Below are 26,384 nucleotides of genomic sequence, written 5' to 3' on the forward strand. Positions count from 1 at the left end.
GGCCCTATCGGGCCCAATCCGGATGGCGCCGCCGCCGCGGCTGGGTCAGCCCGCCGGCTTCAGCAGGATCAGCAGTTCCTTGGCCTGCACCCGCTCGCCGGGCTTGACGTGCACCGCCTCGACGACGGCCTCGCGGTCGGCGGCGACGTGGGTCTCCATCTTCATCGCCTCCAGCGCCAGCAGCGTGTCGCCGGGCGCCACGTGCTGGCCCGGCGCGACGGCGACGCTGACGATGGCGCCGGGCATCGGTGCCGCCACCTGCCAGGGGTTGCCCGGCTCGGCCATCGGCCGCGCCGCGGCGGCCTGCACGCCGGCGCGCGGCACGCGCACCGTGCGCGCCTGGCCGTTGAGCTCGAACTGCACCTTGTGCGCCGTGTCGCCGTCGGGGGCGACGCTCTGCAGCATCACCAGCAGCGACTTGCCGGGGTCGATCTCGACGGCGATCTCCTGCTGCGGCTGCGGGCCGTAGAAGAACACCGGCGTCGGCAGCATCGAGACGTCGCCGTAGCGCCGCAGGTGCTCGTGGTACTCGCGCGCCACCTTCGGGTACATCAGCCAGGAGGCCAGGCCGCGATCGTCGAGCTTGGTGCCGCAGTCGCGCTCGGCCTTCTCGCGCGCCGCGTCCAGGTCCACCGGCGGGATGCGGTCACCCGGGCGGTATGGCGCCGGCGGCGCGGCCTCGGGCGCCAGCTTCAGCACCTTGCGCGACAGCGCCTCGGGGAAACCGTCGGGCGGGAACCCGAGCTCGCCGCGGAACAGCGACACCACCGACTCGGGGAAGGCGATGTCGCGCGCCGGGTCGGCGACGTCGGCCGGGGTCAGGTCCTGCGCGACCATCATCAGCGCCATGTCGCCGACGACCTTGGAGGTCGGCGTCACCTTGACGATGTCGCCGAACAGCCGGTTGACGTCGGCATAGGCGCGCGAGACCTCGGTCCAGCGGTGCGCCAGGCCCAGCGCACGCGCCTGCTCGCGCAGGTTGGTGTACTGGCCGCCGGGCATCTCGTGGCGGTAGACGTCGGCGGTGCCGGAGCGGATCTCCGACTCGAAAGGCGCGTAGAAGCGGCGCACGCCCTCCCAGTACATCGACGCCGCGTGCAGCGCGTCGGGCGGCAGGCCGGGGTCGCGTTCGGTGCCGGCCAGCGCCGCGGCGATCGACGACAGGTTGGGCTGCGAGGTCAGCCCGCTCATCGCGTCGAGCGCGCCGTCGACGGCGTCGCAGCCGGCGTCGATGGCCGCCAGCACCGAGGCCGCGGCGGCGCCGCTGGTGTCGTGGGTGTGGAAGTGCACCGGCAGCCCGGTCTCCTCCTTGATCGCCTTGACGAGTGCGGCGGCGGCACGCGGCCGGCAGATGCCGGCCATGTCCTTGATGCCCAGCACCTGAACGCCGGCCTGCTGCAGCGCACGCGCGGTCTTCACGTAGTAGCCCAGGTCGTACTTGCTGCGCGCCGGGTCGAAGGGGTCGCCGGTGACGCAGATCGCACCTTCGCAGAGCGCGCCGGTGTCGAGCACGGCGTCGATCGCGACCCGCATGTTCTCCACCCAGTTCAGCGAGTCGAAGACGCGGAACAGGTCGAAGCCTTCCTTGGCCGCGGTGCGCACGAACTGCTGCACGACGTTGTCGGCGTAGTTCGTGTAGCCCACCGCGTTGGAGCCGCGCAGCAGCATCTGGAACAACACGTTGGGCACACGCGTGCGCAGCGCCGCCAGGCGCTCCCAGGGGTCTTCCTTCAGGAAGCGCATCGCGACGTCGAAGGTCGCGCCGCCCCAGCATTCGAGCGAGAAGAGCTGGTGCAGTTCGCGCGCGTAGTACGGCGCGATCGGCAGCATGTCGGCGGTGCGCATGCGCGTGGCCAGCAGCGACTGGTGCGCGTCGCGCATCGTCGTGTCGGTCATCAGCACACGTTTCTGCGCCAGCATCCAGTCGGCGAAGCCCTTGGCGCCCAGTTGCTGCAGCAACTGGCGCGTGCCCGCCGGCGGCGGCGTCTCGTCGTCGACACGTGGCAGCACCGGCTTGGGCAGCGGCAGTTCGGGCAGCGCGCGGCCGCGCACCTCGGGGTTGCCGTCGACCGTGACCTCGCCGAGGAAACGCAGCAGCTTGGTCGCGCGGTCGCGGCGCGCGGCGAAGGCCAGCAGTTCCGGCGTCTGCTCGATGAATCGCGTCGTCACGTCGCCCGAGGCGAACTTCGGGTGGTTGATGACGTTCTCGAGGAACTGCAGGTTGGTCGCCAGCCCGCGCACGCGGAACTCGCGCAGCGCGCGGTCCATGCGCTGGATCGTCTCGTCAGCGGTCGGCGCCCAGGCCGTCACCTTCACCAGCAGCGAGTCGTAATAAGGCGTGATGACGGCGCCGCCGTAGGCCGTGCCGGCGTCCAGACGGATGCCGAAACCGGCGGCGCTGCGGTAGGCGGCGATGGCGCCGTAGTCGGGCAGGAAGCCGTTCTCGGGGTCTTCGGTCGTCACGCGGCACTGCAGCGCGTGGCCGTTGAGCGGGATCTGCGCCTGCGGCGGCACGCCGGCCGACGGGCGCGCCGGGTCGTCGTCGCCGACGCCGATCCAGGCACCTTCGGTGACGCGGATCTGGGCCTTCACGATGTCGACGCCGGTGATCATCTCGGTCACCGTGTGCTCGACCTGGATGCGCGGGTTGACCTCGATGAACCAGCAGCGGCCGGTGTCGGCGTCCATCAGGAACTCGACCGTGCCGGCGTGCGTGTAGCCCACCGAGCGCATCAGCCGCAGCGCGCTGTCGCAGAGCTCGGCGCGTGCCGCGGCGTCGAGGTAGGGCGCCGGGGCGCGTTCGACGACCTTCTGGTTGCGGCGCTGCACGGTGCAGTCGCGCTCGTGCAGGTGCACGAGGTTGCCGTGCCGGTCGCCGAGGATCTGCACCTCGACGTGGCGCGCGCGGCGGATCAGCTTCTCGAAATAGACCTCGTCGTTGCCGAAGGCGGCCAGCGCCTCGCGCCGTGCCGACTCCAGCGCCGCCGGCAGTTCGGCCGCGCTCTCGACGACGCGCATGCCGCGGCCGCCGCCGCCCCAGCTGGCCTTCAGCATCACCGGGAAGCCGATCTCCTCGGCCAGGCGGCGGCATTCGTCGAGCTCGCGCGGCAGCGGCGGCGTCGCCGGCATCACCGGCACGCCGGCGGCCACCGCGGCATGGCGCGCGGCGACCTTGTTGCCCAGCACGCGCATCACCTCGGGCGAAGGCCCGATCCACTGCAGCCCGGCGGCGATGACACGTTCGGCGAACTCGGGGTTCTCCGACAGGAAGCCGTAGCCGGGGTGGATGGCGTCGACACCGGCACGGCGCGCGATGCGCAGGATGTCGTCGCCGTCGAGGTAGGCCTCCAGCGGCTTCTTGCCTTCGCCGACGAGGTAGCTCTCGTCGGCCTTGAAGCGGTGCAGCGCCTGGCGGTCCTGCTGCGAATAGATCGCCACCGTGCGCATGCGCATCTCGCTGGCCGCGCGCATCACGCGGATCGCGATCTCGGACCGGTTGGCGATCAGGATGGACCGGATCGGACGAAACTCCATCGAGGCTCCCGCGCGGGCGGTCGACGAAGTCCTGGCGCGCCGCCGCCCGTCCGCCGGCGCGCCTGAAGGCAGGTCAGAAGCCGATCGCGAACAGCAGCGCCGCGCAGACCAGGCTGCCCACGGTGGCGAAGCCGTAGAAGAACACCGCCGCGCCGTGCCCGGCGTGCACGCCGAGGTCGTGCAGGCTGTGCAGCATGCGGTGGCAGCCGTGGAACAGGAACAGCGCGATCACCGCCAGCACCGCCAGCTTGCCCAGCGGGTGCAGCACGAAGGCGTGCACGTGGGCGTAGCTGAGTGCGTCGGGCGACAGCACGATGGCCAGCGGCGCCAGCACGCCGGTGATCAGGATCAGCGCCGGGCCGACCAGCGCCGACAGCACCCCGCCGGCGCCGAAGAGCGACCAGAAGATCGGTTCGTGCGAGCGTTTCATCGTGTCACCCCCGCGACGACGGCGATCAGGCCGATGGAGACCACCAGCGCCGTGATCCAGCCGCCGACGGTGACCAGCCGGCCCGGGAAGGGCAGCTTGGGCGCGGTCTTCGGCATGACGCCGAACCAGGTGATGCTGTGATACGTGACCAGCGCCGCGGCGACGAGGTGGAAGACGATCGCCAGCGGCGAGGCCAGCGCCGCGCGCCAGGCCTCGTACTCGGCCTCGCCCTGGGCCAGGCGCGCCAGGCCGACGAGCAGCACCAGCGCGTAGGCCGCGAGCAGCACCGCGCTGCCTTCGCGGATCATGTAGAGCACGTAGAACGGGTTCTTCGTCCACCAGCCGGCCATCGGGCGCTGGTAGGTCTTCAGCGTCGGCTTGTAGCGGCTCATCGGGCGCCTCCCTTGGGCGCGAGCAGCTTGCGCACGCCGAAGTAGTCCATCGTGCTGTTCACCTTGTTCTGGTTGATCGCGTGTGCCGGGTCCACGCCCTTGGGGCAGACCTCGGAGCAGTAGCCCACCAGCGTGCAGCCCCAGACGCCTTCCTCGGCGTTGGCGACGTCGGCACGCGCCTCCCAGCCGCGGTCGCGCGAGTCGGCGTTGTAGCGGTGCATCAGCGCCAGCGCCGCCGGGCCGATGAACTCGGGCTTCAGTCCCACCTGCGGGCAGGCGGCGTAACACAGCAGGCAGTTGATGCACTGCGAGAACTGGTAGTACTGGTCCAGCTGCGCCGGCGTCTGCCGGCTCGGGCCGTCGGCGACGCTGCGGTTCTCGCAGGGCTGGATCCAGGGCTTGACCGACTCCAGCTTGTCGAGGAACTCGTTCTGGTCGACGACCAGGTCGCGCACGATGGCGAAGTTGGCCAGCGGCTCGACACGCACCTTGTTCGGCCAGTAGTCGCGCAGGAAGGCATGGCAGGACAGCTGCGGCACGCCGTTGATCATCTTGCCGCAGCTGCCGCAGATCGCCATGCGGCAGGACCAGCGGAAGGTCAGGCTGCCGTCGAAGTGGTCCTTGATGTACTGCAGGCCCTGCAGCACCGAGGTGTCGTCGTCGAACGGCACCTGCCAGCTCTGGAAGCGCGGCGCGCTGTCCGTTTCGGGATCGAAGCGCAGGCACTCGATCTCGATCGTGCGCCCGGTCGCGGGCGTCGGGTTCGTGTCCGTCATGGGGCTCAGGTCAGGATGGCCTTGGTGCCGGCGCCGCCGTAGCTGCGTGCGCGCGGCGCCGAGGTGGTGATGACGACGGGGCGGTGCGAGATCGCCGGGGCGTCGTCGCCGCGGCGTTCGGCCAGCGTGTGCACGAGGAAACGTTCGTCGTCGCGTTCGGTGAAGCCGTCCAGGCGCTGGTGGGCGCCGCGCGACTCCTTGCGCTCGCGCGCCGAGTGCGCCATCGCCTCGGCGACCTCGAGCATCGAGCCGAGCTCGATGGCCGACAGCCACTCGGTGTTGAAGGCGCGGCTGCGGTCGTCGAGCTTGACGCCGGCGCGCCAGCGCGCGCGCAGCTCGGCCAGCGTCGAGCAGGCTTCGGCCAGGCCGGACTCCTCGCGGTAGATGCCGACGTTCTTCTCCATGCACTCGCCCAGCGCCTCGCGCAGCACGGCGACACGTTCGCCGCGCTCGTGCTGGTGCAGCGCCTCCAGGCGCGCCACGGCGGCCTGGGCCTGGCGCTCCAGCGACGCCGCAGACGTCGCGCCCACCGAGCGCACGTACTGCGCCGCCGCTTCGCCGGCGACGCGGCCGAAGACGACGATCTCCGACAGCGAGTTCGAGCCCAGCCGGTTGGCGCCGTGGATGCCGACGCTGGAGCATTCGCCGGCGGCGTAGAGGCCGGGCAGCGAGGTCTCGGTGCGGCCGTTGGTGGCGATGCCGCCCATCGTGTAGTGCACCGCCGGGCGCACCGGGATCGGGTCGTGCACCGGGTCGATGCCGGCGAAGGTCTTGGCGACCTCGGTGATCAGCGGCAGGCGCTCGTGGATCTTCTTCGCACCCAGGTGGCGCAGGTCGAGGTTGACGGCGCTGCCGTGGCGCGTCGTCAGCGTGTTGCCCTTGCGTTCCTCGTGCCAGAAGGCCTGCGACAGGCGGTCGCGCGGGCCCAGTTCCATCGCCTTCGGGCGCGGCCACGGGTCCAGCGGCCCGAGGCCGTAGTCCTGCAGGTAGCGGTGGCCGTCCTTGTTCGTCAGGATCGCGCCTTCGCCGCGGCAGCCTTCGGTGATCAGGATGCCGCTGCCGGGCAGGGCGGTCGGGTGGTACTGCACGAACTCCATGTCGCGCAGCGCGACGCCGTGGCGGTAGGCCAGACCCATGCCGTCGCCGGTGACGATGCCGGCGTTGGTGTTCTGGCTGTAGACGCGGCCGGCGCCGCCGGTGGCCAGGATGACGGCCTTGGCGCGCAGCAGGAAGAACTTGCCGGTGGCGATCTCGATCGCCAGCACGCCCTGCACGCGGCCGTCCTCGACCAGCAGCTCGGCGACGAAGAACTCGTCGAAACGCTGGATGCCCGGGTACTTCAGCGAAGTCTGGAACAGCGTGTGCAGCATGTGGAAGCCGGTCTTGTCGGCGGCGAACCACGTGCGCTGCACCTTCATGCCGCCGAAGAAGCGCACGTTGATGCTGCCGTCGTCCTTGCGGCTCCAGGGGCAGCCCCAGTGCTCCAGGCGGATCATCTCCTCGGGGCAGCGCTCGACGAAGAAGCGCACGACGTCCTGGTCGCAGAGCCAGTCGCCGCCCGAGACGGTGTCGTCGAAATGGTGGTCCAGCGAGTCGTCGTCGCGGATCACGCCGGCCGAGCCGCCTTCGGCGGCCACGGTGTGGCTGCGCATCGGCACCACCTTGGACACGAGCGCGACCTTCAGCCTGGGGTCCGCTTCCTGGACCGCGATCGCCGCGCGCAGGCCTGCGCCTCCGCCCCCGACGATCACGATGTCACTTTGGATGATTTCCATCGAAACTCCGATATCCTCCGCCCGCGCCGCAGAACGCGGCCCGCGCGCCGGTCGCCCTTATACCGGGATTGGCTTTCGCGCACCCCCGGTTTCCGCACACGGTCGGTGCATTGCCGACCGTGTCACCCTCCCCAGGCGTTGCAGGGCTGGCCACAAGCACTATGCTTGCCCGCTGCGCGTCGGGGCGGTTTCCCGCCGCGTTTTTTGCATGCCGTCGATCCCACCTGCCGCCCCCCCGCTGGAAGAGCTCCAGGGAACCGTTCTCTACATCGAGGACGTGGAGATGAACTTCGCCGTCGTCGAGGGCATCCTCGCGCGCCACCCTGGCATCCGGCTGCTGCGTGCGGCCAACGGCCTGGACGGCGTGCGCATGGTGCAGGAGTGCCGGCCCGACTTCGTGCTGCTGGACATGCACCTGCCCGACATCTCCGGGCTCGAAGTCGTGCGCCGGCTCAGCGAGGAGATCGCCGAGCGCCGGCTGCGCATCACCATCCTGACCGCCGACACGCTGACGATGGACGTGCTGAAGGCGATGAGCCTGGGCGCCTTCGAGTACCTGGTGAAGCCGGTCGAGGTGCGCACCATCGAGGACTGCGTGCGCCGCGCGCTGCTCGCCAAGCGTCAGCAGGCCCCCGGCCGCTGAAGGGCCGCGAGGCTCAGGTTCCTGTTTCGTCCCGGTCGCGTCAGAGCAGCCGCGGCACGAAGCGCCGGGTCCGGGCGCGGTAGGCGTCGTAGCCGGGATGCACCGCGCTCATCCAGCGCTCCTCGAGCGAGGACTTGATCCACAGCACCACGGCCAGCGCGACAGCGGCCGCGACGGTCGTCGCGCCCGGCGCCACGGCGACTGCCGCCAGCGCGAGCAGCAGCAGCGCGGCGTACATCGGGTGCCGGATCCAGGCGTAGATGCCGTGCTCGACGAGCCGGCCGCCGGCGCGCGGTTCGGGGTGCACGTTGAAGTTGCCGGGGCGGTTGGCCGTCACCGCCGCGAGCCCGACGGCCAGCGATGCCGCGGCCAGCACCAGCGCCAGCCAGGGCGCCGCCGGGTCGGCCCAGGCCGGTGCCGCACCGCAGGCCAGCGCCGTCAGCAGCACGAACTGCAGCAGCACCAGCACGGCACCGGCGCGCCGGTCGCTCATGTTGCCTCGCGGCGCAGCAGCCGCACCCGCAGCGGCCGCTCGAAGGCCGCGCCGTCGGGGCCGCAGTGCGGCATGAAGGCGGCGCGCACGCGCTCGACGGTCGCGTCGTCCAGCGTGTAGGTGGCGAAGCTCGGCCGCAGCATGCGACGCTCGAACTCGGCGAAGTCGGCGTAACGCACCGGCTGGGCAAAGCGGTGCTGCACGATCTCGGTCCAGGGGCCGTGCGCCAGCGCCTCGTCCAGCGCCGCCTGCGCGGCGGCGCGCACCGTGCCTTCGTCGTTGTACAGGCGCACGATGTCGTTCAGGCCGCCGTCGTAGACCGGCTCGGACACGTAGAGCAGGCCGCCCGGCACCAGCACCCGTGCGGCTTCGGCCAGCGCCCGGCCCATCGCCGGGATCGGCACGTGGTGCAGCGACTTCAGCATCAGCGCCAGGTCGAAGCTGGCGTCCGGCGTGGGCACGGCCTCGGCGCCGCCTGCGACGAAGCTCAGCCCGGGCGTCGGCGGCGCGGCCAGGTTCCTGGCGTGCTGCACCGCGTCGACCTCGAGCGCGGTGACGCGGCAGTCCGGATGGCGCTGCAGCACGCCGCGCACCAGGCGTGCGTCGCCGCAGCCGAGCTCGACGATGCGCCGCCCGGCCAGCGGCACCAGCGCCGACAGCACCTCGTATTCGTCCTGGCAGAGCGTGGGCGCGTTCATCGGCTGTCGGGGGTGGTTTCGATACCGGCAATGGTATCCGGCGCGGCCGCGCAGGCCTGGCGCAGGAAGTCGACGATGTCGGCGACATGCGGCGCCAGCGCCTCGCGCAGGTCGTGGTCGCCGTCGACCGCCAGCAGCCCGGTGCCGGGAGCCGCGGCGGCCTGCAGGCGCAGCGCGTCGTCGAACGGCGCGGTCGTGTCGTGGCGGCCGTGCACCAGCAGCACCGGGCAGCGGGCGCGGCGCACGGTGGCCAGCGGCGCGATGTCGTCGAAACGTGCGCCGATCACGCGCTGCACGTGGCGGATCACGTACCAGCCCAGCGGCCGGTAGGGCACGCGTTTTTCGGCCAGGAAACGCCGCATCACCTCGTCCGGGTGGGCGAAGGCCGACAGGCTGACGACACCACGCACGCCACCCGCCCGCGCCGCGTGCAGCAGCGAGGCCGCGGCGCCGACCGAGTGGCCGACCAGCGCCAGCCGGTCGGCCTGCACCTCGGGCCGCGTTCCCAGCCAGGCCAGGCCGGCGGCGATGTCCTCGGCAAAACGCGGCATCGACGTGAAAGCCTCGTCGTCGCTGTCGCCATGGCAGCGTGCGTCCAGCAACAGCACGGCGAAGCCGGCGGCCACCAGCGGCGGCGCCACCGGCCACATCGTCGTCGCGTTGGCGCCCCAGCCGTGCATCGCCAGCACCGCGGGCGCCGGTGTGTGCTCGCTGCTTGCGGGCAGCACCAGCCAGCCGAAGAGCTTTCGCCCGCGCGGGCCGGGGATGCGCACCTCGTGCACACGCGAGGCGTCCATCGCGAGGCGCGTGTGCGTGCCGTCGTGCGCCATGCGCGGCGCACGCAGCCCGCGCAGGATGGCCTGGTGCGCCAGCGTGCGCAGCGCCACGGCGCCGGCGGCGACGCCTGCCGTGGTGGCCAGCATCAGTCCCAGGGCCGGCCGGCGGCGCGCCAGGCGTCGATGCGCGGCTTCAAGGCGCGGCGGCGCTCCAGGCTCTCCGGGCGCCAGACCTCGGCGGCGTCGTAGTACTCGGCCACGGCGCGCGTGCCGTCGGGCAGCGCCAGCCAGGGCTGTTTCGTCGACGTGAAGATGTGAATGTCCGGCGGCAGGCGGTCAGGGTCGTCGAGCGTGCCGACACGCACGAAGGCCACCAGCGGCCCGCTGCCGGCATAGTGGCTCCAGACGGCGATGCGGCAGTGCGGGCAGCGTGCGATGCGCTGGCCCTGGCCGCTGGCCGAGGGCGTGAGCACGATCTCCGGCGCCTCCGCGGTGGCCTCCAGCCGGTCGCGTTCGATCATCGCGTTCAACGCGAAGGCCGTGCCGGTCTCGCGCTGGCACCAGCGGCAGTGGCAGGCGTGCACGACGAGCGGCGCGCCGTGCAGGCGGTAACGCACGCGGCCGCAGTCGCAGCCGCCTTCGAGCATCGTCGGGTCGGTCATCGGCGCGCCGGCGTCCCGCAGGTGGATGCCCGGCGGGCCGATGCTAGCCGTTCAGGCGTTGAGCGCCGGCGCCGGGCGGCGCGTGCGCACGCGCACGATGACGTCGACCTCGCTCAGTTCCAGGCCGTCGCCGAGCTCCGGCAGGCCCAGCACCTGGATCGCCGGGCCGGTGAGATCGGCGACCTCGCCGGTGTCGACGTTGTAGACGTGGTGGTGCGGCGTGACGGTCGAGTCGTAGACCGTGGCCGAGCCTTCGATCGGCAGCGCCTTCAGCAGGCGCTGGCGCACGAACAGCTGCAGCACCGCGTAGACCGTCGCGCGCGACAGCCCCGGCAGGTGCTCGCGCGCGGCACGCAGCACCTGCTCGGCCGTCATGTGCACCGGCGCCGAGAACAGCACCGTGCCGACGGCCACACGCTGCAGCGTCGGCAGGATGTCGGCGTCGCGCAGCTTCTGCTGGATCGAGGTGGTACGGGTCAGGTCCATCGTGTGCTTTCTTCGGGTGGTTGCGTCCGAGAGCTGGACGCATTCCAGGCATCGGAGCCATTTCATGCCCGTTCGCCGCTGCTCGGCCTGCGCTGGGTCAAGCGGCCTGCGGGAAGCCGTCACGCCACGCCGCTTGTTCCACGTGCCGGCGGCGACTATGATTGCTGCATTCTAAATGCAGCTTTAAGCCGGCAATGAAACTGACCAGCTTCACCGACTACAGCCTGCGCGTGCTGATCTACCTGGCGACGCGCCCGGGCCGGCGCGCGACGATCGGCGAGATCGCGGCCAAGTTCTCGGCCTCCGAGAACCACCTGACCAAGGTCGTGCACTTCCTCGGCACCGAAGGCGTGCTGGCGACAGTGCGCGGCAAGGGCGGAGGCCTGGGGCTGGCACGCCCGCCGCAGGACATCGTCGTCGGCGACATCGTGCGCCGCACCGAGGGCGAGGCGATGCCGGCCGAGTGTTTCGGCAGCGGCGGCGGCTGCGCGATCGCGCCGTGCTGCCGGCTGCGCGGCGTGCTCGGCGAGGCGGTCGACGCCTTCTACGCGGTGCTCGACCGCTACACGCTGGAAGACCTGGTCGCCAACCGCGACCAGCTCGACGCCATCCTGCGCATCGGCGAGATGCCGGTGCCCGCGACGACGGAGCTGCGTGCATGACGACGATCCCGCTGCATTTCACGCCGCGCGAGCCGGTGCGCGGCTTCGGCCTCTGGCGCCTGGGTTTCCGCCCGTTCTACCTGCTGGCCGCCGGGTTCTCCGCGCTGTCGATCGCCGCCTGGGCGCTGCAGTACGCCGGCCTGCTCGGCACGGCCTATCTGGCCGGGCCGCTGTGGCATGCGCACGAGATGCTGTTCGGCTTCACGCTGGCGGTGGTCGTCGGTTTCCTGTTCACCGCCGGGCGCAACTGGTCGGGCCAGCCGACGCCGACCGGCGGCGCGCTGGCGGCGCTGGCCGCGCTCTGGCTCGCCGGCCGGCTGCTGGTGCTGACGCCCTGGGGGCTGGCCGCCGCGGTCGTCAACGTCGCGTTCCCGCTGCTGGCCGCCGTCGGCCTGGGGCGTGCGCTCTACGCCGGACGCAACCAGCGCAACTACTTCTTCGTCGCGCTGCTGTGTGCGATGGCCGGTGCGCAGGCGCTGTTCCACCTGACGCTGCTCGGTGTGCTGGACCTGCCGCTGCGTGCCGGCATCCAGATCGGGCTGGACGTCGTGCTCTTCGTGATGGCCGTCGTCGCCGGCCGCGTGGTGCCGATGTTCACCAACAACGGCGTGCCGGGCACCGGCGCCGAACGCCGCCCGCGTGTCGAGCATGTGGCGCTGGGCAGCGTGCTGGCGCTGCTGGCCGCCGACGTGCTGGGGCTGCCGGGCGTGGCCGTCGCCGCTGTTGCGGGCGTCGCGGCCGTGGCCCACACGCTGCGGCTGGCGCTGTGGCGGCCGCAGCGCACGCGGCCCAATCCGCTGGTCTGGATCCTGCACGCTGCCTACGCCTGGATCCCGCTGCACCTGCTGCTGCGCGCCGCGTCCGAACTCGGCTGGGCCCAGCCCTCGCTGGCGACGCACGCGCTGACCGCCGGCGCGATCGGCGCGCTGACGCTGGGCATGATGACGCGCACCGCACGCGGCCACACCGGCCGGCCGCTGCGCGCCGACCGCTGGGACATCGCCGCCTACGGCCTGGTGCTGGCCGGCGGACTGGTGCGCGTGCTGGGGCCGCTGCTGCTGCCGGCCTTGATGCAGGCCGAGATCGTCGTCTCCGGTGCCTGCTGGGCCGTGGCGTTTGCGATCTTCGCCTGGCGTTACGCGCCTTCGCTGTGGCGCGTGCGCGCCGACGGCCAGCCCGGCTGACACCCGCGTGACGGCCGGGGCCGGCCGTCGGCGGGCAAGATCGGCCGCATGAGCGCTCTGCATCCTTCGGCGTCGGTCGACGCCTTCAACGCCCGCGGCGCCGGCCATCTGCCGGGCCATCTGGGCATCGTCGTCACCGCCGTCGCGCCGCGCGAGCTGCGCGCCGAACTCGTGGTGCAGCCCTGGCTGATGGCGCCCAACGGCTACCTGCACGCCGGCAGTGTCGTCACGCTGGCCGACACCGCCTGCGGCTACGGCTGCGTCGCCCACCTGCCCGAGGGCGCGAACGGCTTCACGACCGTCGAGCTGAAGTCCAACTACCTCGGCACCGCACGCGACGGCGTGCTCGACGTCGTCGCGACGCTGGTCCACGGTGGCCGCACGACGCAGGTCTGGGACGCCGTCGTCACGCACCGCGACAGCGGCCGCACGCTGGCGCTGTTCCGCTGCACGCAGATGCTGCTGTATCCGCGCTAGGGACGCTGGAGGACGACCGGCTGCTCCGCCGCGGCGCGGGCGCGCAGCTGGCCGCAGCCGCCGGCGACGTCCTGGCCGGCCGAACGCCGCAGCCGCGTCAGCACGCCGCGCCGTCCCAGCGCACGCGCCATCTCGGCGGCACGTTCCCAGGGCGGGCGGCGGAAGCCGTCGCCCTCGGTCTCGTTGTACGGGATCAGGTTCATCATCGCGTAGCGCCCGGCCAGCAGGCGCGCGATCGCGTCGACCTCGTCGTCGCCGTCGTTGATGCCGTCGAGCAGCGTCCACTGGTACTGGATCGGGTAGCCGGTGGCGCGTGCGTAGCGTTCGCCGGCCTCGACAATCTCCTCCGGCGCGAGCTTCGGCGCACGCGGCAGCAGACGTTCGCGCAGCTCGGCCTTGGTGGTGTGCAGCGACAGCGCCAGCGCCGGCTTCACGCGGCCCAAGGGCAGGCGCTCGAAGGCGCGCCGGTCGCCGACGGTCGAGAACACCAGGTTCTTGTGGCCGATGCCGCCGGCGGTGCCCAGCAGGTCGATCGCCTCGAGCACCGCGTCGAGGTTGTGCGAGGGCTCGCCCATGCCCATGAACACGACCTTGGAGACGCTGCGCCGCTGCCGCGCCAGCACGACCTGGGCGACGATCTCGGCGCTGCCCAGCTGGCGCAGCAGGCCGTCGCGCCCGGTCATGCAGAAGACGCAGCCGACCGCGCAGCCGACCTGCGTCGACACGCACAGTCCGTCGCGCGGCAGCAGCACGCTCTCCACCGTCTGGCCGTCGCCGAGGCCGACGAGCAGGCGCTCGGCGCCGTCTTCGCCCGGATGCGCCGACTGCAGCGTGGCCAGCGCGGCCAGCGAGTCGAACAGCGCCGGCAGCGCCTCGAACAGCGCGCGCGGATAGAAGTGTTCTGCCTGGCCGCGGCCGGCGGTCGGCGCGCGGCACTGCACCCAGTTGCGCAGCAGCCGCTCCTCGTGGCCCGGGCCGGCGCCCAGCGCGCGCAGGCGCTGGCGCAACTCGGCCACGCCACGCGGCGCGCTGGCGGCCTGGGCGGGGCTCATCGGGGCTCCCCTTCGGGCGTGTCGAGCTCACGCAGCCGCCGGTACAGCGTGCGTTCGCTGATGCCGAGCTCGCGTGCGAGGTCGGCGCGCCGGCCGCCGTGTGCGGCGAGGCGCTCGCGCAGCGCCTGGCGCGAGATCTCGCGCAGCGAACGCGCCGGGGCTTCGACGGCCAGCGCCGGGCGCGACAGCGGCAGCCCGGCGGCGAGCGCGCGTTCGACGTGCAGCGCCTCCAGCACCGGCCCGTCGCAGAACAGCGCCGCGCGCTCGAGCACGTTGCGCAGCTCGCGCACGTTGCCCGGGAAACGGTGGCCGGCCAGCCGCGCCAGCGCCGCCGGCGACAGCGCGAGCCGGCGTTTGGGCGCGACACGGGCCAGCAGCGCCTCGGCCAGCAGCGCCAGGTCGCCTTCGCGCTCGCGCAGCGGCGGCAGCCGGATCGGGAAGGTCGCCAGGCGGTAGTACAGGTCTTCGCGGAAACGCCCGTCGGCGACCATCGCGCCGAGGTCTCGGTGGGTGGCGGCGACGACACGCACGTCGGTGCGCCGCAGCTCGCTGCTGCCGACACGGCGGAAGGTGCCGCTTTCGAGCAGCCGCAGCAGCTTGACCTGCATCGCCAGCGGGATGTCGCCGACCTCGTCGAGGAACAGCGTGCCGCCGTTGGCGGTCTCGGCCAGGCCGGTGCGTGTCGTCGTCGCGCCGGTGAAGGCGCCGCGTTCGTGGCCGAAGACCTCGGCCTCGAACAGCGTCTCGGGCAGGCTGGCGCAGTCGACGACGACCAGCGCCTGCGCCGCGCGTTCGCTGGCTTCGTGCACGGCACGCGCGACCAGTTCCTTGCCGGTGCCCGACTCGCCGAGCAGCAGCACGCTGGCCTCCGACGGCGCGACACGCGCGACCTGCTCCAGCATCTCGCGGAAGGCCGGCGAGCGCCCGATCAGCCCCTGCTGGGCCGGCTGGCCTTGCGCCGTGCGCAGCGGCGCCATGCGCTCGACGAACAGCACCGCCTCGCCGCTGGCGTCGGCCAGCGGTGTCAGCTCGATGTCGATGTAGGCCTCGCCCTGGGGCGTGTGGTGCAGGTGCAGCACCCGTTCGCGCTGGCCCGATTCGCGTGTCTTGGCGAACGGGCAGGACTCGCCGGCCTGGTCGCAGGGCACGGCGAAACGGTGCGAGACCTCGTAGCAGGTGCGCCCCAGCACGCTGGCCGAGGGGCTGTACTGGCGCCGGTAGGCGGCGTTGGCGGCGACGATGCGGTAGCGCCGGTCGAAGACGATGTGCGGTTCTTCGAGGCCTTCGAGATAACTGGCGAGTTCGGGCGGCGCCGTCAGCCGTTCGGCGACGCGGAGCTTGGGGGGCATCGTGGCAGTGTAACGCGCGCCTCTGCCCGATGTGGCAGCAATGGCTGTCAAAAGTGGCAGACATTATTCCCTTCCGAGATCAGGGAATCAAGCGCAAGTGATTGTCATGAAAGAAGTTTTCGTCTTCTGTCAGGTTGGCACGGCACTTGATAGAGATCGTCTGACACGCAACTTCTGCGAGAAGGACCTGACTCGATGGACATGACGCTGCCCGCTCCGGGATCGCCCGCCAACGCCGAACGCCGCACCTGGATCATGGTGACCAGCGCGGCCGGTGGTGCCGCCGCGGTCGCCACCGCGATCCCGTTCGTCTCGACGTTCGCCCCCAGCGAACGCGCCAAGGCCGCCGGCGCGCCGGTGGAGGTGGACATCTCCACGCTGGCCCCGGGCGAGCTCAGAACCGTGGAATGGCGCGGCAAGCCGGTGTGGATCATGCGCCGCACGCCGGAGATGCTGGCTTCGCTCGAGGGCCACGACGACCAGCTCGTCGACCCGAAGTCCGAGCGCAACCAGCAGCCCGAGTACGCGCGCAACGCCACGCGCTCGATCAACCCCGAGGTCTTCGTCACCATCGGCATCTGCACCCACCTGGGCTGCTCGCCGAGCAAGGTGAACAAGGGCAGCGGCAACCCGAGCGTGCCGGCGGACTGGCCGGGCGGCTTCTTCTGCCCCTGCCACGGCTCGACCTTCGACGGTGCCGGCCGCGTCTTCAAGAACAAGCCCGCGCCGACGAACCTGGAGATCCCGCCGCACGTCTACGTCGCCGAGAACCGGCTGCTGATCGGCGAGGACCGCAGCGCCGTCGCCTGATGCCGTTTGCGGCCTGACGGCCGCCGGCGCCTGCCGCGGGTCACACCGCCTCGGATGCCGGACGCCTGCAGGCCCTCTTGCCACGCCCGGCCGCCGCCGGGCGTTTTTTCGTCACTGGTCGGCGAACGCGCGCTCGATGACGAAGTCGCCCGGCGTCGTCGTGTTGCCTTCCTTGAAGCGCATGCCTTCGAGCATGTGCTTCAGGTCGCGCAGCATCGCCGGGCTGCCGCAGATCATCACCCGGTCGTGGATCGGGTCGAGCATCGGCAGGTCGAGGTCGTCGAACATCTTGCCCGACTGGATCAGCTCGGTGATGCGGCCGCGGTTGCGGTAGTTCTCGCGCGTCACCGTCGGGTAGTACAGCAGCTGGCTCTGGATCATCTCGCCCAGGAACTCGTGCTCGGGCAGGTTCTTCGTGAGCAGGTCGTGGTAGGCCAGCTCGTCGACCTGGCGCACGCCGTGCACGAGGATGACCTTCTCGAACTTCTCGTAGGTCTCCGGGTCGCGGATGATCGACATGAACGGCGCCAGCCCGGTGCCGGTCGAGAACAGGTACAGGCGCTTGCCGGGCAGCAGGTAGTCGATCAGCAGCGTGCCGGTGGGCTTACGGCCGACGATGATCGTGTCGCCGACCTGGATGTGCTGCAGCCGCGAGGTCAGCGGGCCGTTGGGCACCTTGATGCTCAGGAACTCGAGGTGCTCCTCGTAGTTGGGGCTGACGATGCTGTAGGCGCGCAGCAGCGGCTTGCCCTCGACGCGCAACCCGATCATCGTGAAGTGGCCGTTGGAGAAACGCAGCGACTGGTCGCGCGTCGTCGTGAACGTGAACAGGCGGTCGGTCCAGTGGTGGACGCTCAGGACGCGCTCTTCGTTGAATGCACTCATGACCGGAAAGGGTTGAACGAGATCAAATGCTACACATTCGCGAATACCCTGATGCGCACCCCCTTGCCGGCGACGTGGCGAATTCCCGCCGTCCGACGCCTTCTGAGCGCGGCTAAAGTCGCGGCCGATGAACGATTCCCCGGGCGCCACGGGCGCCGATGATGTCTGCGCCGCGGTGCTCTGCGCCGCCTGGTGCCGCACCTGCGACGCCTATGCGCCGGTGCTCGACGCGGTGGCCGCCGAGTTCCCCGGCCTGGCCCACCGCTGGATCGACATCGAGGACGAGGCCGACCTGGTCGGCGACCTCGACGTCGAGACCTTCCCGACGGTGCTGGTCTTCGATCGCCGCGCGGTGCGTTTCTGCGGCCCGCTGACGCCGCAGCCCGAGACGCTGCGCCGCGTGCTGCGCGCCGCGCTCGACGACCCGCGGCCGGCGCGGGCGCTGGCGCCCGAGGCGGCCGCGCTGGCCGGGCGCCTGCGCGGCGAGGTCTTCGCGTGAGCGCCTACCGCGTGCCGGCCGACGCCCGCGCCGCGGCCTCGCTGCTGCTGCTGCGCGACGGCGCCGCCGGCCCCGAGGTGCTGCTGATGCGCCGCGCCGAGCGCGACGGCGACTACCGCAGCGGCCTGTGTGTCTTCCCCGGCGGCGTGCTCGACGCGCGCGACCCCGAGGCCCACGCCTGGGTCGTCGGCGACGGTGACGCCGCCTGGTCGGCCCGGCTCGGTGTCGCCGAAGGCGGCCTGGACTATGCCGTCGCCGCGCTGCGCGAGTGTTTCGAGGAGGTCGGCCTGCTGCTCGCTGACCGCCCGTTCGACGCCGTCGCCGCGGCCGCCTGGCGGCGCCGGCTGCACGCCGGCGAGGTCGGCATCGCCGACGTCTGCGCCGCGCTGGGCGTGAAGCTGGACCTGCGCACGCTGAGCTGCCACAGCCACTGGCTGACGCCGCCGGGCGTGCCCAAGCGCTTCGACACGCGTTTCTTCGCCGCGGCGGCGCCCGTTGGCCAGCAGGCCGAGGTCGACGGCAACGAGGCCGTCGAGCTGATGTGGCTGACGCCGCAGGCCGCGCTGGACCCGGCGCGCGGGCTCAAGCTGCTGCCGGTGACCGAGCGCACGCTGCAGGAGCTGCTGCCATTCGCCGATGCCGCGTCGGCGCTGGCCGCCTCGGCCGCCCGCCGCGACATCCGCCTGACGATGCCGCGCAGCGCGCGCCTGGCCGACGGCCGGCGCACGGTGCTGATGCCCGAGCACCCGGCCTGGGCCGAGGCCGGCCGGCTCGACCCCGACGGCCGCGGCGACGTGTTCGCCGACCTGGTGGCCGGCCGCGCCGTGCGGTTGTCGCCGCGCATCGTGCGTGTCACCGCACCGAACCCCGGCCTGATGACCGGCCCGGGCACCAACAGCTACCTCGTCGGCGCGGGCGACGCCTGGACCGTCATCGACCCCGGCCCGGCCGACGAGCGCCATCTGCAGGCCTTGCTGGCGGCGGCGCCGGGGCGCATCGAACGCATCCTCGTCACCCACACCCACCGCGACCATTCACCCGGCGCCGCGGCACTGGCGGCGGCCACCGGCGCGACGGTGGTGGGCCGCCGCCCCGAGTTCCACGACGGCCAGGACACGGGCTTCCGGCCCGACCATGAACCCGCCGACGGCGAGCGCCTGGACTGCGGCGGCGCCGTGCTGCGTGTGCTCGCGACGCCGGGCCATGCGTCCAACCATCTCTGCTTCCTGCTCGAGGACGAGGACCTGCTGTTCACCGGCGACCACGTGATGCAGGGCTCGACCGTCGTCATCAACCCGCCCGACGGCGACATGACGGCCTACCTGGTGTCGCTGGAGCGGCTGCGCGCGGCGCCGCCGGCCTGGCTGGCGCCGGGGCACGGTTTCCTCGTCGCCGAGCCGCAGGCGGTGTTCGACGCGCTGATCCGCCACCGCCTGCGGCGCGAGCAGCGTGTCCTGCGGGCGCTGGCGCAGCGCGGCGACGGGGACCTGGACTCGCTGCTGCCCGAGGTCTACGCCGACGTGCCGGCGCTGCTGCACGCGCCGGCGCGGCGCTCGCTGCTGGCGCACCTGCTGAAGCTGGCCGCCGACGGCCTGGCCGCCAGCGACGACGGCCTCGTCTGGCGCTACGTCGGCCCGGGCTCGCGCCAGGCGCCGTCGAGCAGCAGCTCGTAGGGCCGGAACAGGCTCTTGTAGGCCATCTTCGGGCTCTCGGCGATCCAGTAGCCCAGGTACAGGTTCGGCAGCGCGAGCTGGCGCGTCTGCTCGATCTGCCAGAGCACGCTGTAGGTGCCGTAGCTGGCCTGCTCCTCGGGTTCGTAGAAGGTGTAGACGGCCGAGATGCCGTCGTTGAGCACGTCGACGATGGCCACCATCTTCAGCGCGCCTGCGGGCGTGCGGAACTCGACCAGGCGCGAGTTGACGCGGCTCTGCAGCAGGAACTGCGTGTACTGGTCGACGCTGTCGTGGTCCATGCCGCCGCCGGCGTGGCGCCCGGACTGGTAGCGCAGGTAGAGCTGGTAGTGCTCGGGAATGAAACACAGGCGCAGCACACGCGCCTTCAGCGTCTCGTGCTGCTTCCAGGCGCGGCGCTGGCTGCGCGACGGCACGAAGCGCTCGACCGGCACGCGCAGCGGCACGCAGGCGCGGCAGCCGTCGCAATGCGGGCGGTAGGTGAACATGCCGCTGCGGCGGAAGCCCGCGGCGACCAGCGCCGAGTAGGCGTCGGCGTGGATCAGGTGGCTGGGCGTGGCGACTTGCGACCGGGCCTGCACGCCCGGCAGGTAGCTGCACGGGTAGGGCGCGGTCGCGTAGAACTGCAGCGACGAGAGGGGTAGCTCCTTCGGATGCGTCACGTGGGTGTCGTTCCGGCGCCGTGGGCGGCTACGGTGCGAGCCGCTCCCACAGCGAGGCATCATAGGTCCAACGGCCAATGTCTTCCTGGGCGCAGGCGTTCGCCAGATGGCGCTCGAAGGCCTCGCGGTCGATCTCGTGCGCGCCCAGCGACGCCAGGTGGCGCGTGTTCTGCTGGCAGTCGATCAGCGTGATGCCGTTCGCGCGGGCGAAGGCGACCAGCGCCGCCAGCGCGATCTTCGACGCGTCCGTGCGGTGCGCGAACATCGACTCGCCGAAGAACATGCGGCCGATGCCGACGCCGTAGAGCCCGCCGACGAGCTCGCCGTCGATCCAGGTCTCGAAGCTGTGCGCCCGCCCCAGGCGATGCCACTCGCGGTAGGCGTTCATCACCTGCGGCACGATCCAGGTGCCGTCCTGGCCGTCGCGCGGCGTGCCGGCGCAGGCCGCGATGACGCGGTCGAAGGCGTGGTCGACGCGGATCTCGTGGTCCGGCGTGCGCGCGAAGCGGCGCAGCGTCTTGCGCAGCGAATGCGAGACGCGGAACTCCGCCGTCGGCAGCACCATGCGCGGGTCCGGGCTCCACCAGAGCACCGGCTGGCCGGGGCCGTACCAGGGGAAGATGCCTTTGCGGTAGGCCTCCTCCAGCCGCCCCGGCGTCACCTGGCCGCCGGCGGCGACGAGGCCCGGCGCGTCGGAGTCGGGCCCCAGCGCGTGCCGCGCCGGCGGCAGCGGCGTGTCCTCGTCGATCCAGGCGATCGGCAGCATCGTGCCCGGCGTCAGCGGCCCAGCTGCAGTTGCAGGAAGGCGTATTCGAGCGCCGTCATCTGCGCGCGCTGGCCGTTGTCGGCCGCGCCGCCGTGGCCGCCCTCGATGTTCTCCCAGTACAGCACGTCGTGGCCCTGGCGGCGCATGCGCTCGGCCATGCGGCGCGCGTGGCCGGGGTGCACGCGGTCGTCGCGCGTCGAGGTGACGAACAGCACGCGCGGCATCTTCACGCCGGCACGCACGTTGTGGAACGGGCTGTAGCGCGAGATGAAGCTCCACTGCGCCGGGTCGTCCGGGTCGCCGTACTCGGCCATCCATGAGGCGCCGGCCAGCAGCTTGGTGTAGCGCTTCATGTCCAGCAGCGGCACCTGGCAGACGACGGCGTTGAACAGCTCGGGGCGCTGCACCATCACCGCGCCGACCAGCAGGCCGCCGTTGCTGCCGCCTTCGATGCCGAGGTGGCGCGGGCTGGTGACGCGCGTGGCGATCAGGTCCTCGGCGACGGCGGCGAAGTCGTCGTAGGCCTTCTGCCGGTTGGCGCCGACCGCAGCCTGGTGCCAGGCCGGGCCGAACTCGCCGCCGCCGCGGATGTTGGCGAGCACGAAGACGCCGCCGCGCGCGAGCCAGCTCGAGCCGACGACGCCCGAGTAGTAGGGCTGCATCGAGACCTCGAAGCCGCCGTAGCCGTAGAGCAGCGTCGGGTTGGCGCCGTCGGCCTTGGCGCCGCGCGGCCAGACGACGAAGTAGGGCACCCGCGTGCCGTCGCGGCTGGTGGCGAAACGCTGTTCGACACGCATGCCGGCGGCGTCGTAGAACGAGGGCCGCGACTTCAGCACCTCGCGCTCGTCGCGGCCGACGTGGCCCAGCGACAGCGTGTCCGGCGTCAGGAAGTCGGTGTACTGCAGCAGATAGGCGTCGGCCAGCGGGTCGTCGGCGAGCTCGGGGTCGTGCAGGGCGACCGCCGACAGCGTGCCGGGGAAGGGCGCGGCGACCTCGCGGCGCTGCCAGCGGCCGTCGACCGGGCGCCACTCTTCCAGCCGGCCGGCGACGTTGTCCAGGATCTCGACGATCAGCGTGTCGCGCGTGGCCGTCATGCCGGCCAGCGAACGTGTCGCCGTCGGCTCGAACAGCGCGTCGAAGCGGCGTTCGCCGCGCAGGTAGGCGTCGGCGTCGGCGACCAGCAGCGAGCCGCTCTTCCAGCTGCGCCCGGCCACCGTCCAGTCGCTGCGCAGCGTGATCAGCACACGGCTCTTCCAGAAGCTCAGTTCGGCGTCGTCGGGTTTGTCCAGGCGCAGCAGGCGTTCGCCCTGCAGCAGGAACATCTCGCTGCGGTAGAAGTCCACCGCGCGCTGGAACACCGTGCGCTCGTAACCCGGCGTGTGGTCGATCGAGACGCCGGCGGCGACGTCGGTCTTCCGGCCCTCGAACATCGTCGTCGCCGCGGCCAGCGGCGTGCCGCGGCGCCAGCGCTTGACGACACGCGGGTAGCCCGAGTCGGTCAGCGAGCCGGGGCCGAAGTCGGTGCCGACGGCGATCTCGTCGGGGCCGATCCAGTCGACCTCGCTCTTGGCCTCGGGCAGCACGAAGCCGCCGTCGACGAAACGTTTGGCCACCGTGTCGAACTCGCGCACGACGTGCGCGTCGGCGCCGCCGCGCGAGAGCTTGACCAGCACACGCCGGTACTCGGGGCCGAGCGCGACGGCGCCGCTCCAGGTCCAGTTCTCGCCTTCGGCGCGGCCCAGCGCGTCGACGTCGAGCACCGTCTCCCAGGCCGGTTCGCGCTTGCGGTACTCGGCCAGCGTCGTGCGCCGCCAGACGCCGCGCGGGTTGCGCTCGTCCTGCCAGAGGTTGTAGAGCCAGACGCCGCGGCGCACGACGGCGGGGATGCGCTCGCGCGAGTCGAGGATGGCGCGGATGCGCTGGCGCGTCGCGTCGAAGCCGGGCTGCTTCTGCAGCAGGGCCTCGGTCTCGGCGTTGCGCTCGCGCACCCAGGCGAGCGCACGTTCGCCCTGAACGTCCTCGAGCCACAGCAGCTCGTCGTCGGGAAGGGGGGCGGCAAGAGTCATCGTCGGCACGGCGGCTGCCAGCGGCAGCGCGAAGGAGAAGTCGCGGCGGGAGATCATCGGGGCGGGTCTTTCAGTCGGCGGGCCAGAGGCGCACGGGGGTGATCTCGACGCTGGAGCCGGCGTCGCCGACCCAGACGTGGCCGTCCTGCACCGTCACCTGCAGCTGCATCGAGCGTGCGGCGAGCCGGGCCAGTTCCTGCGTCTGCGCCGCCGGCAGCTGCCAGACCCGCAGGTTGCGCAGCCGCGTGATCTTGCCCTGCAGGCCGCTCCACCACACCGGCACCGACTGGCCGTAGGCGTAGAGCGTGACCTGGTCGGCGCGGCCGCAGGCCTTGGTGAGGCGGCGTTCGTCGGTCTGGCCGATCTCGATCCAGTGGCGCAGGCGGCCGTCCAGATCACGCTGCCAGAGCGCGGGTTCGTCGCTGTCGGACAGGCCGCGCGTGAACTGCAGGTTGTCGGCGGCGTCGCCGGCGTCGGCCTGCAGCGCGAAGGCCAGCAGGCGCACCATCAGGCGCTCCTCGGTCTCCGAGGGATGCAGGGCCAGGGTCAGGGAGTGGTCCGCGTACAGCGGCCGGTCCATGTCGGCCACCGCGACGGCGGCCTTGTAGATCGTCGATTTGAGCGCCATGAAGGCCCGGGGGAGGCGGCAACGTCGCCGCGCCGCGCACTGTGCCACAGCGGCGACGCGTGGCGCGCGGGCCTGCCCTCGGAGCGCGACGGGGATGGTGGCGGGTGGCATCATTGCCGGTTCGGCCGGCGGGTGCCGGCCACCCCATTCACGAGGATCGTTCATGAAGCGCAACCTTGCGCCGCGCCTGGCCGCGGCCCTGCTCGTCGCCGGCAGCTGCACGGCTGTCTGGGCGCAAAACACGCCGCCTGCCGGCAAGGCGGCGGCCCCGGCCTCGGGCCGCACCTTGTTGCTGGGCGGCAGCGGCGTCGGCGGCGGGCCGCTCCTGACCCGCGCCCAGCTGCGCGACTGCCTGGAGCGCCGTGACGCCGTCGCGGCCGGCCGCGCCGAGGTCGAGGCCGAGCGGGCGAGCCTGGATGCCGAGCGTCCGGCCCTCGCCGCCGAGCAGGACAGCCTGAAGGCCGACCGCGAGAAGCTCAACGAGTTCTCGCAGCGCTCCAAGGAACTGGTCGCGCGTTACAGCGAGCTCAACCAGCGCGTCCAGGACTGGAACCAGCGCATGGAGGATCTGGGCGAGCGCACCGGGCCGACGGCCGAGCGCGAGAAGCGCAAGCTCGACCGCGAGAAGGCCGAGATCGACAAGACCCGCCTCGCGCTCGATGCCGAGCGCCAGCAGCTCGAGCAGGGCGCTCAAGGCGGCGTCAGCGCCTTCAACGCCCGCGCCGCGGCGGCCGAAGCCAAGGTCGTGTCGTGGAACGAACGCAATCTCGCGCTGGCCGAGCGCACCGAGAAGCTCAACGCCGAGCGCGACCTCTGGGCTGGCGAATGCGCCAACCGCCGCTACCGCGAGGACGACGAGATCCTGCTGAAGAAGGGCGCCAAGTGAGCGCCGCCGTGTCGACCCCTCTGGCGGACAACCCGCTGCTGCAGGACTGGACCGCGCCGTTCGGCCTGCCGCCCTTCGACGCCCTGCACCCGGCGCACTTCCGCCCCGCGTTCGAGGCGGCGATGCAGGCCCACCGCGACGAGCTGGCCGCGATCGGCGCCAACCCCGAGGCGCCGAGCTTCGACAACACCGTCGCCGCCCTCGACCGCAGCGGCCGGCTGCTGGCGCGTGTCGAAGCGGTCTTCTACAACCTCAGCGCCTCGCACACCTCGCCCGAGCTGCAGGCCGTGCAGCGCGAGATGGCCGGCCCGCTGGCCGCGCACGACAACGCCGTCTACATGGACGCGGCGCTGTTCGCGCGTCTGGACGCGCTGCACGCGCGCCGCGCCGAGCTCGGGCTGGACGCCGAGCAGCAGCGCCTGCTCGAACGCGTGCACCTGGACTTCGTGCGTGCCGGCGCGCGCCTGCAGGGCGCGGCGCAGCAGCGCTACGCCGAGGTGATGGAGGAGTTGGCCGCGCTGACGACACGTTTCGCGCAGAACGTGCTGCACGACGAGGCCTCGTTCCGGCTGGAGCTGAAGACCGAGGACGAGCTGGCCGGGCTGCCCGGCTTCGTGCGTGCCGCGGCGCGCCAGGCCGCGGCCGACCGCGGCCTGGACGGCCACGTCATCACGCTGTCGCGTTCGCTGGTCGTGCCCTTCCTGACCTACTCCGAGCGCCGCGACCTGCGCGAAGCCGCCTGGCGCGCCTGGGTCTCGCGTGGCGAACATGGCGGCGAGCACGACAACCGCGAGGTCGCCCGCGACATCCTGCGCCTGCGCCGCGAGCAGGCTTCGCTGCACGGCCACGCCTGCTACGCCGACTACGCGCTGGCCGACACCATGGCCGGCCGTCAGGCGGCGGTGCAGCAGCTGCTGGGCGAAGTCTGGCCGCGCGCGCTGGACGCGGTGGCGCGCGAACGCGCCGCGCTCGAGGAGGTCAAGGCCGCCGCCGGCGTGCCGGGCACGATCGAGGCCTGGGACTGGCGTTTCTGGGCCGAGAAGGTGCGCCAGCAGCGCTACGCGGTGGACGACGCCGAGGTCAAGCCGTACTTCGCGCTGGAGAACGTGGTCGCCGCCGCCTTCGACTGCGCCGGCCGGCTCTTCGGCCTGCAGTTCGTGCGCCGCGCCGACCTGCCGGTCTACCACCCCGACGTGCACGCCTACGAGGTGCGCGACGCCGCGGGCACGGCGATCGGCGTGTTCCTGCAGGACAACTTCGCGCGCCCCAGCAAACGCAGCGGCGCCTGGATGAGCCCGCTGCGCTGGCAGAGCCGCAACGCGCCCGACGGCGGCGCCGAGCTGCCGGTGATCCTGAACAACAACAACTTCGCCAAGGGCGAGCCCGGCCGGCCGACGCTGCTGTCGATGGACGACGTGCGCACGCTGTTCCACGAGTTCGGCCACGGCCTGCACGGCCTGCTGTCCAGCGTGCGTTACGCGCGCCTGTCGGGCACGCAGGTGCTGCGCGATTTCGTCGAGCTGCCGTCGCAGCTCTTCGAGCACTGGGCGACCGAACCCGAGGTGCTGGCGCGCCACGCCCGTCACGTCGACACCGGCGAACCGATCCCGGAAGACCTGGTGCGCCGGCTGCAAGCCGCGCGCCGCTTCAACCAGGGTTACGAGACCGTGCGCTACTGCGCCAGCGCGATCGTCGACATGGCGGTGCACGCGCTGCCCGACGCCGAGCCGCCGGCCGACCTGTGCGCCTTCGAGGCCGAGCTGATGGCCGCGCAGGGGCTGCCGGCCGCGGTCGGCATGAACCACCGCCTGGTGCACTTCCAGCACCTGTTCTCGAGCTCGGGTTACGCCGCCGGCTACTACGTCTACCTCTGGGCCGAGGTGCTGGATGCCGACGGCTACGACGCCTTCACCGAGGCCGGCAGCCCGTTCGACCCGACGGTCGCCGAGGCGCTCAAGCGCTGCATCTACGCCGCCGGCAACAGCCGCGAGCCGGGTGCGGCCTACGCCGCGTTCCGCGGGCGCGCGCCGACGGTGCAGCCGCTGCTGGAAAAGCGCGGCCTGCTGCCCGAGCCGGCCTGAGGCCGTGACGGCCGCTCCTGC

At 72.2% G+C, this 26,384-nt stretch carries 26 protein-coding genes; 9 read left to right on the plus strand and 17 right to left on the minus strand.

Annotated elements, in window-relative coordinates:
- Positions 1 to 45 precede the first annotated feature (45 nt).
- The 5 genes from LOC65_RS10415 to frdA form a co-directional block, all read right to left on the minus strand.
- Entirely contained in the window at positions 46 to 3,534 is a 3,489-nt protein-coding gene (locus LOC65_RS10415; RefSeq protein WP_230247446.1) for a pyruvate carboxylase, read from the minus strand.
- A 73-nt stretch (positions 3,535 to 3,607) separates the two neighbouring features.
- A complete protein-coding gene (gene frdD / locus LOC65_RS10420) occupies positions 3,608 to 3,964 on the minus strand; it encodes a fumarate reductase subunit FrdD (protein ID WP_009858618.1) in 357 nt (118 codons plus the stop codon).
- Entirely contained in the window at positions 3,961 to 4,356 is a 396-nt protein-coding gene (locus LOC65_RS10425; RefSeq protein WP_009858617.1) for a hypothetical protein, read from the minus strand. Before LOC65_RS10425 ends, frdD begins: the two co-directional genes overlap by 4 nt.
- Positions 4,353 to 5,132: a succinate dehydrogenase/fumarate reductase iron-sulfur subunit gene (locus LOC65_RS10430; RefSeq protein ID WP_009858616.1), complete on the minus strand. Its 780-nt coding sequence runs from the start codon at positions 5,130 to 5,132 to the stop codon at positions 4,353 to 4,355. The genes LOC65_RS10425 and LOC65_RS10430 overlap by 4 nt, the downstream gene beginning before the upstream one ends.
- Before the next feature lie 5 nt (positions 5,133 to 5,137).
- Positions 5,138 to 6,907, minus strand: coding sequence for a fumarate reductase (quinol) flavoprotein subunit (gene frdA, locus LOC65_RS10435; protein WP_230247447.1), 1,770 nt, complete (start codon positions 6,905 to 6,907; stop codon positions 5,138 to 5,140).
- A 208-nt stretch (positions 6,908 to 7,115) separates the two neighbouring features.
- Between frdA and LOC65_RS10440 the strand changes: the two genes are divergently transcribed.
- The gene (locus tag LOC65_RS10440) at positions 7,116 to 7,550 is read left to right on the plus strand and encodes a response regulator (RefSeq protein ID WP_051141728.1); all 435 of its coding nucleotides are present in this window, start codon (positions 7,116 to 7,118) and stop codon (positions 7,548 to 7,550) included.
- 40 nt (positions 7,551 to 7,590) lie between these two features.
- Here the strand turns inward: LOC65_RS10440 and LOC65_RS10445 are convergent, their stop codons facing one another.
- From LOC65_RS10445 to LOC65_RS10465, 5 genes are read right to left on the minus strand one after another with little or no spacing between them, the layout of a single operon-like run.
- The gene (locus LOC65_RS10445; RefSeq protein WP_009858613.1) at positions 7,591 to 8,043 is read right to left on the minus strand and encodes an isoprenylcysteine carboxylmethyltransferase family protein; all 453 of its coding nucleotides are present in this window, start codon (positions 8,041 to 8,043) and stop codon (positions 7,591 to 7,593) included.
- The gene (locus LOC65_RS10450; protein WP_230247448.1) at positions 8,040 to 8,741 is read right to left on the minus strand and encodes a class I SAM-dependent methyltransferase; all 702 of its coding nucleotides are present in this window, start codon (positions 8,739 to 8,741) and stop codon (positions 8,040 to 8,042) included. Before LOC65_RS10450 ends, LOC65_RS10445 begins: the two co-directional genes overlap by 4 nt.
- On the minus strand, positions 8,738 to 9,664 hold the full coding sequence (locus tag LOC65_RS10455; RefSeq protein WP_230247449.1) for an alpha/beta hydrolase: 927 nt from the start codon (positions 9,662 to 9,664) through the stop codon (positions 8,738 to 8,740). Before LOC65_RS10455 ends, LOC65_RS10450 begins: the two co-directional genes overlap by 4 nt.
- Positions 9,664 to 10,179 (minus strand): GFA family protein, encoded by a 516-nt coding sequence (locus LOC65_RS10460; RefSeq protein ID WP_230247450.1) that lies wholly within the window; start codon positions 10,177 to 10,179, stop codon positions 9,664 to 9,666. Before LOC65_RS10460 ends, LOC65_RS10455 begins: the two co-directional genes overlap by 1 nt.
- A gap of 51 nt (positions 10,180 to 10,230) precedes the next feature.
- Positions 10,231 to 10,665, minus strand: coding sequence for a Fur family transcriptional regulator (locus LOC65_RS10465; protein WP_009858609.1), 435 nt, complete (start codon positions 10,663 to 10,665; stop codon positions 10,231 to 10,233).
- A 194-nt stretch (positions 10,666 to 10,859) separates the two neighbouring features.
- Between LOC65_RS10465 and LOC65_RS10470 the strand changes: the two genes are divergently transcribed.
- The 3 genes from LOC65_RS10470 to LOC65_RS10480 are packed head-to-tail and all read left to right on the plus strand — an operon-like array spanning position 10,860 to position 12,988.
- Entirely contained in the window at positions 10,860 to 11,327 is a 468-nt protein-coding gene (locus tag LOC65_RS10470; protein WP_164963756.1) for an Rrf2 family transcriptional regulator, read from the plus strand.
- Entirely contained in the window at positions 11,324 to 12,511 is a 1,188-nt protein-coding gene (locus tag LOC65_RS10475; RefSeq protein ID WP_230247451.1) for an NnrS family protein, read from the plus strand. Before LOC65_RS10470 ends, LOC65_RS10475 begins: the two co-directional genes overlap by 4 nt.
- Positions 12,512 to 12,559: 48 nt before the next feature.
- The gene (locus LOC65_RS10480; RefSeq protein WP_230247452.1) at positions 12,560 to 12,988 is read left to right on the plus strand and encodes a PaaI family thioesterase; all 429 of its coding nucleotides are present in this window, start codon (positions 12,560 to 12,562) and stop codon (positions 12,986 to 12,988) included.
- On the opposite strand, the gene LOC65_RS10485 is transcribed toward LOC65_RS10480, so the two are convergent.
- Both LOC65_RS10485 and LOC65_RS10490 read right to left on the minus strand, forming a co-directional pair.
- The gene (locus tag LOC65_RS10485; RefSeq protein WP_230247453.1) at positions 12,985 to 14,040 is read right to left on the minus strand and encodes an RNA methyltransferase; all 1,056 of its coding nucleotides are present in this window, start codon (positions 14,038 to 14,040) and stop codon (positions 12,985 to 12,987) included. The two genes, LOC65_RS10480 and LOC65_RS10485, sit on opposite strands and share 4 nt — an antisense overlap.
- Complete coding sequence (locus LOC65_RS10490) at positions 14,037 to 15,389, minus strand: sigma-54-dependent Fis family transcriptional regulator (protein ID WP_230247454.1); 1,353 nt, start codon at positions 15,387 to 15,389, stop codon at positions 14,037 to 14,039. The genes LOC65_RS10485 and LOC65_RS10490 overlap by 4 nt, the downstream gene beginning before the upstream one ends.
- A 195-nt stretch (positions 15,390 to 15,584) precedes the next feature.
- Between LOC65_RS10490 and petA the strand changes: the two genes are divergently transcribed.
- Positions 15,585 to 16,199: a ubiquinol-cytochrome c reductase iron-sulfur subunit gene (gene petA, locus LOC65_RS10495; RefSeq protein ID WP_009858603.1), complete on the plus strand. Its 615-nt coding sequence runs from the start codon at positions 15,585 to 15,587 to the stop codon at positions 16,197 to 16,199.
- Between the two features lie 111 nt (positions 16,200 to 16,310).
- Here petA and LOC65_RS10500 read toward each other — a convergent pair whose 3' ends face one another.
- Positions 16,311 to 17,084 (minus strand): ferredoxin--NADP reductase, encoded by a 774-nt coding sequence (locus tag LOC65_RS10500; RefSeq protein WP_009858602.1) that lies wholly within the window; start codon positions 17,082 to 17,084, stop codon positions 16,311 to 16,313.
- A gap of 127 nt (positions 17,085 to 17,211) precedes the next feature.
- Between LOC65_RS10500 and LOC65_RS10505 the strand changes: the two genes are divergently transcribed.
- Together LOC65_RS10505 and LOC65_RS10510 are read left to right on the plus strand one after the other, a co-directional pair.
- A complete protein-coding gene (locus LOC65_RS10505; protein WP_029718963.1) occupies positions 17,212 to 17,583 on the plus strand; it encodes a thioredoxin family protein in 372 nt (123 codons plus the stop codon).
- Positions 17,580 to 19,256 (plus strand): MBL fold metallo-hydrolase, encoded by a 1,677-nt coding sequence (locus LOC65_RS10510; protein ID WP_230247455.1) that lies wholly within the window; start codon positions 17,580 to 17,582, stop codon positions 19,254 to 19,256. The genes LOC65_RS10505 and LOC65_RS10510 overlap by 4 nt, the downstream gene beginning before the upstream one ends.
- Here LOC65_RS10510 and LOC65_RS10515 read toward each other — a convergent pair.
- The 4 genes from LOC65_RS10515 to LOC65_RS10530 are packed head-to-tail and all read right to left on the minus strand — an operon-like array spanning position 19,208 to position 23,396.
- Positions 19,208 to 19,936 (minus strand): arginyltransferase, encoded by a 729-nt coding sequence (locus tag LOC65_RS10515; RefSeq protein WP_164963762.1) that lies wholly within the window; start codon positions 19,934 to 19,936, stop codon positions 19,208 to 19,210. The two genes, LOC65_RS10510 and LOC65_RS10515, sit on opposite strands and share 49 nt — an antisense overlap.
- Positions 19,937 to 19,964: 28 nt before the next feature.
- On the minus strand, positions 19,965 to 20,702 hold the full coding sequence (aat, locus tag LOC65_RS10520; protein ID WP_230247456.1) for a leucyl/phenylalanyl-tRNA--protein transferase: 738 nt from the start codon (positions 20,700 to 20,702) through the stop codon (positions 19,965 to 19,967).
- An 11-nt stretch (positions 20,703 to 20,713) separates the two neighbouring features.
- Positions 20,714 to 22,825, minus strand: a complete 2,112-nt coding sequence (locus LOC65_RS10525; protein WP_230247457.1) for a prolyl oligopeptidase family protein — start codon at positions 22,823 to 22,825, stop codon at positions 20,714 to 20,716.
- 13 nt (positions 22,826 to 22,838) lie between these two features.
- The gene (locus LOC65_RS10530; RefSeq protein ID WP_230247458.1) at positions 22,839 to 23,396 is read right to left on the minus strand and encodes a YaeQ family protein; all 558 of its coding nucleotides are present in this window, start codon (positions 23,394 to 23,396) and stop codon (positions 22,839 to 22,841) included.
- Positions 23,397 to 23,559: 163 nt separating this feature from the next.
- Between LOC65_RS10530 and LOC65_RS10535 the strand changes: the two genes are divergently transcribed.
- A complete protein-coding gene (locus LOC65_RS10535; protein ID WP_009855549.1) occupies positions 23,560 to 24,282 on the plus strand; it encodes a hypothetical protein in 723 nt (240 codons plus the stop codon).
- Positions 24,279 to 26,363: a M3 family metallopeptidase gene (locus tag LOC65_RS10540; RefSeq protein ID WP_230247459.1), complete on the plus strand. Its 2,085-nt coding sequence runs from the start codon at positions 24,279 to 24,281 to the stop codon at positions 26,361 to 26,363. Before LOC65_RS10535 ends, LOC65_RS10540 begins: the two co-directional genes overlap by 4 nt.
- Positions 26,364 to 26,384 lie beyond the last annotated feature (21 nt).

The organism is Rubrivivax sp. JA1055 (genome assembly GCF_020966565.1).
GTDB lineage: Bacteria > Pseudomonadota > Gammaproteobacteria > Burkholderiales > Burkholderiaceae_C > Rubrivivax > Rubrivivax benzoatilyticus.

Coding starts and splice junctions, on each gene's coding strand:
- LOC65_RS10470 (WP_164963756.1), top strand. CDS start 10,860: ATGAAACTGACCAGCTTCACCGACTACAGCCTGCGCGTGCTGATCTAC.
- frdA (WP_230247447.1), bottom strand. CDS start 6,907: ATGGAAATCATCCAAAGTGACATCGTGATCGTCGGGGGCGGAGGCGCA.
- LOC65_RS10460 (WP_230247450.1), bottom strand. CDS start 10,179: ATGACCGACCCGACGATGCTCGAAGGCGGCTGCGACTGCGGCCGCGTG.
- LOC65_RS10445 (WP_009858613.1), bottom strand. CDS start 8,043: ATGAGCGACCGGCGCGCCGGTGCCGTGCTGGTGCTGCTGCAGTTCGTG.
- LOC65_RS10505 (WP_029718963.1), top strand. CDS start 17,212: ATGAACGATTCCCCGGGCGCCACGGGCGCCGATGATGTCTGCGCCGCG.
- LOC65_RS10475 (WP_230247451.1), top strand. CDS start 11,324: ATGACGACGATCCCGCTGCATTTCACGCCGCGCGAGCCGGTGCGCGGC.
- LOC65_RS10440 (WP_051141728.1), top strand. CDS start 7,116: ATGCCGTCGATCCCACCTGCCGCCCCCCCGCTGGAAGAGCTCCAGGGA.
- LOC65_RS10530 (WP_230247458.1), bottom strand. CDS start 23,396: ATGGCGCTCAAATCGACGATCTACAAGGCCGCCGTCGCGGTGGCCGAC.
- LOC65_RS10525 (WP_230247457.1), bottom strand. CDS start 22,825: ATGATCTCCCGCCGCGACTTCTCCTTCGCGCTGCCGCTGGCAGCCGCC.
- LOC65_RS10535 (WP_009855549.1), top strand. CDS start 23,560: ATGAAGCGCAACCTTGCGCCGCGCCTGGCCGCGGCCCTGCTCGTCGCC.
- LOC65_RS10490 (WP_230247454.1), bottom strand. CDS start 15,389: ATGCCCCCCAAGCTCCGCGTCGCCGAACGGCTGACGGCGCCGCCCGAA.
- LOC65_RS10425 (WP_009858617.1), bottom strand. CDS start 4,356: ATGAGCCGCTACAAGCCGACGCTGAAGACCTACCAGCGCCCGATGGCC.
- LOC65_RS10455 (WP_230247449.1), bottom strand. CDS start 9,664: ATGCTGGCCACCACGGCAGGCGTCGCCGCCGGCGCCGTGGCGCTGCGC.
- LOC65_RS10465 (WP_009858609.1), bottom strand. CDS start 10,665: ATGGACCTGACCCGTACCACCTCGATCCAGCAGAAGCTGCGCGACGCC.
- LOC65_RS10480 (WP_230247452.1), top strand. CDS start 12,560: ATGAGCGCTCTGCATCCTTCGGCGTCGGTCGACGCCTTCAACGCCCGC.
- petA (WP_009858603.1), top strand. CDS start 15,585: ATGGACATGACGCTGCCCGCTCCGGGATCGCCCGCCAACGCCGAACGC.
- LOC65_RS10485 (WP_230247453.1), bottom strand. CDS start 14,040: ATGAGCCCCGCCCAGGCCGCCAGCGCGCCGCGTGGCGTGGCCGAGTTG.
- LOC65_RS10500 (WP_009858602.1), bottom strand. CDS start 17,084: ATGAGTGCATTCAACGAAGAGCGCGTCCTGAGCGTCCACCACTGGACC.
- LOC65_RS10430 (WP_009858616.1), bottom strand. CDS start 5,132: ATGACGGACACGAACCCGACGCCCGCGACCGGGCGCACGATCGAGATC.
- LOC65_RS10415 (WP_230247446.1), bottom strand. CDS start 3,534: ATGGAGTTTCGTCCGATCCGGTCCATCCTGATCGCCAACCGGTCCGAG.
- LOC65_RS10450 (WP_230247448.1), bottom strand. CDS start 8,741: ATGAACGCGCCCACGCTCTGCCAGGACGAATACGAGGTGCTGTCGGCG.
- frdD (WP_009858618.1), bottom strand. CDS start 3,964: ATGAAACGCTCGCACGAACCGATCTTCTGGTCGCTCTTCGGCGCCGGC.
- aat (WP_230247456.1), bottom strand. CDS start 20,702: ATGCTGCCGATCGCCTGGATCGACGAGGACACGCCGCTGCCGCCGGCG.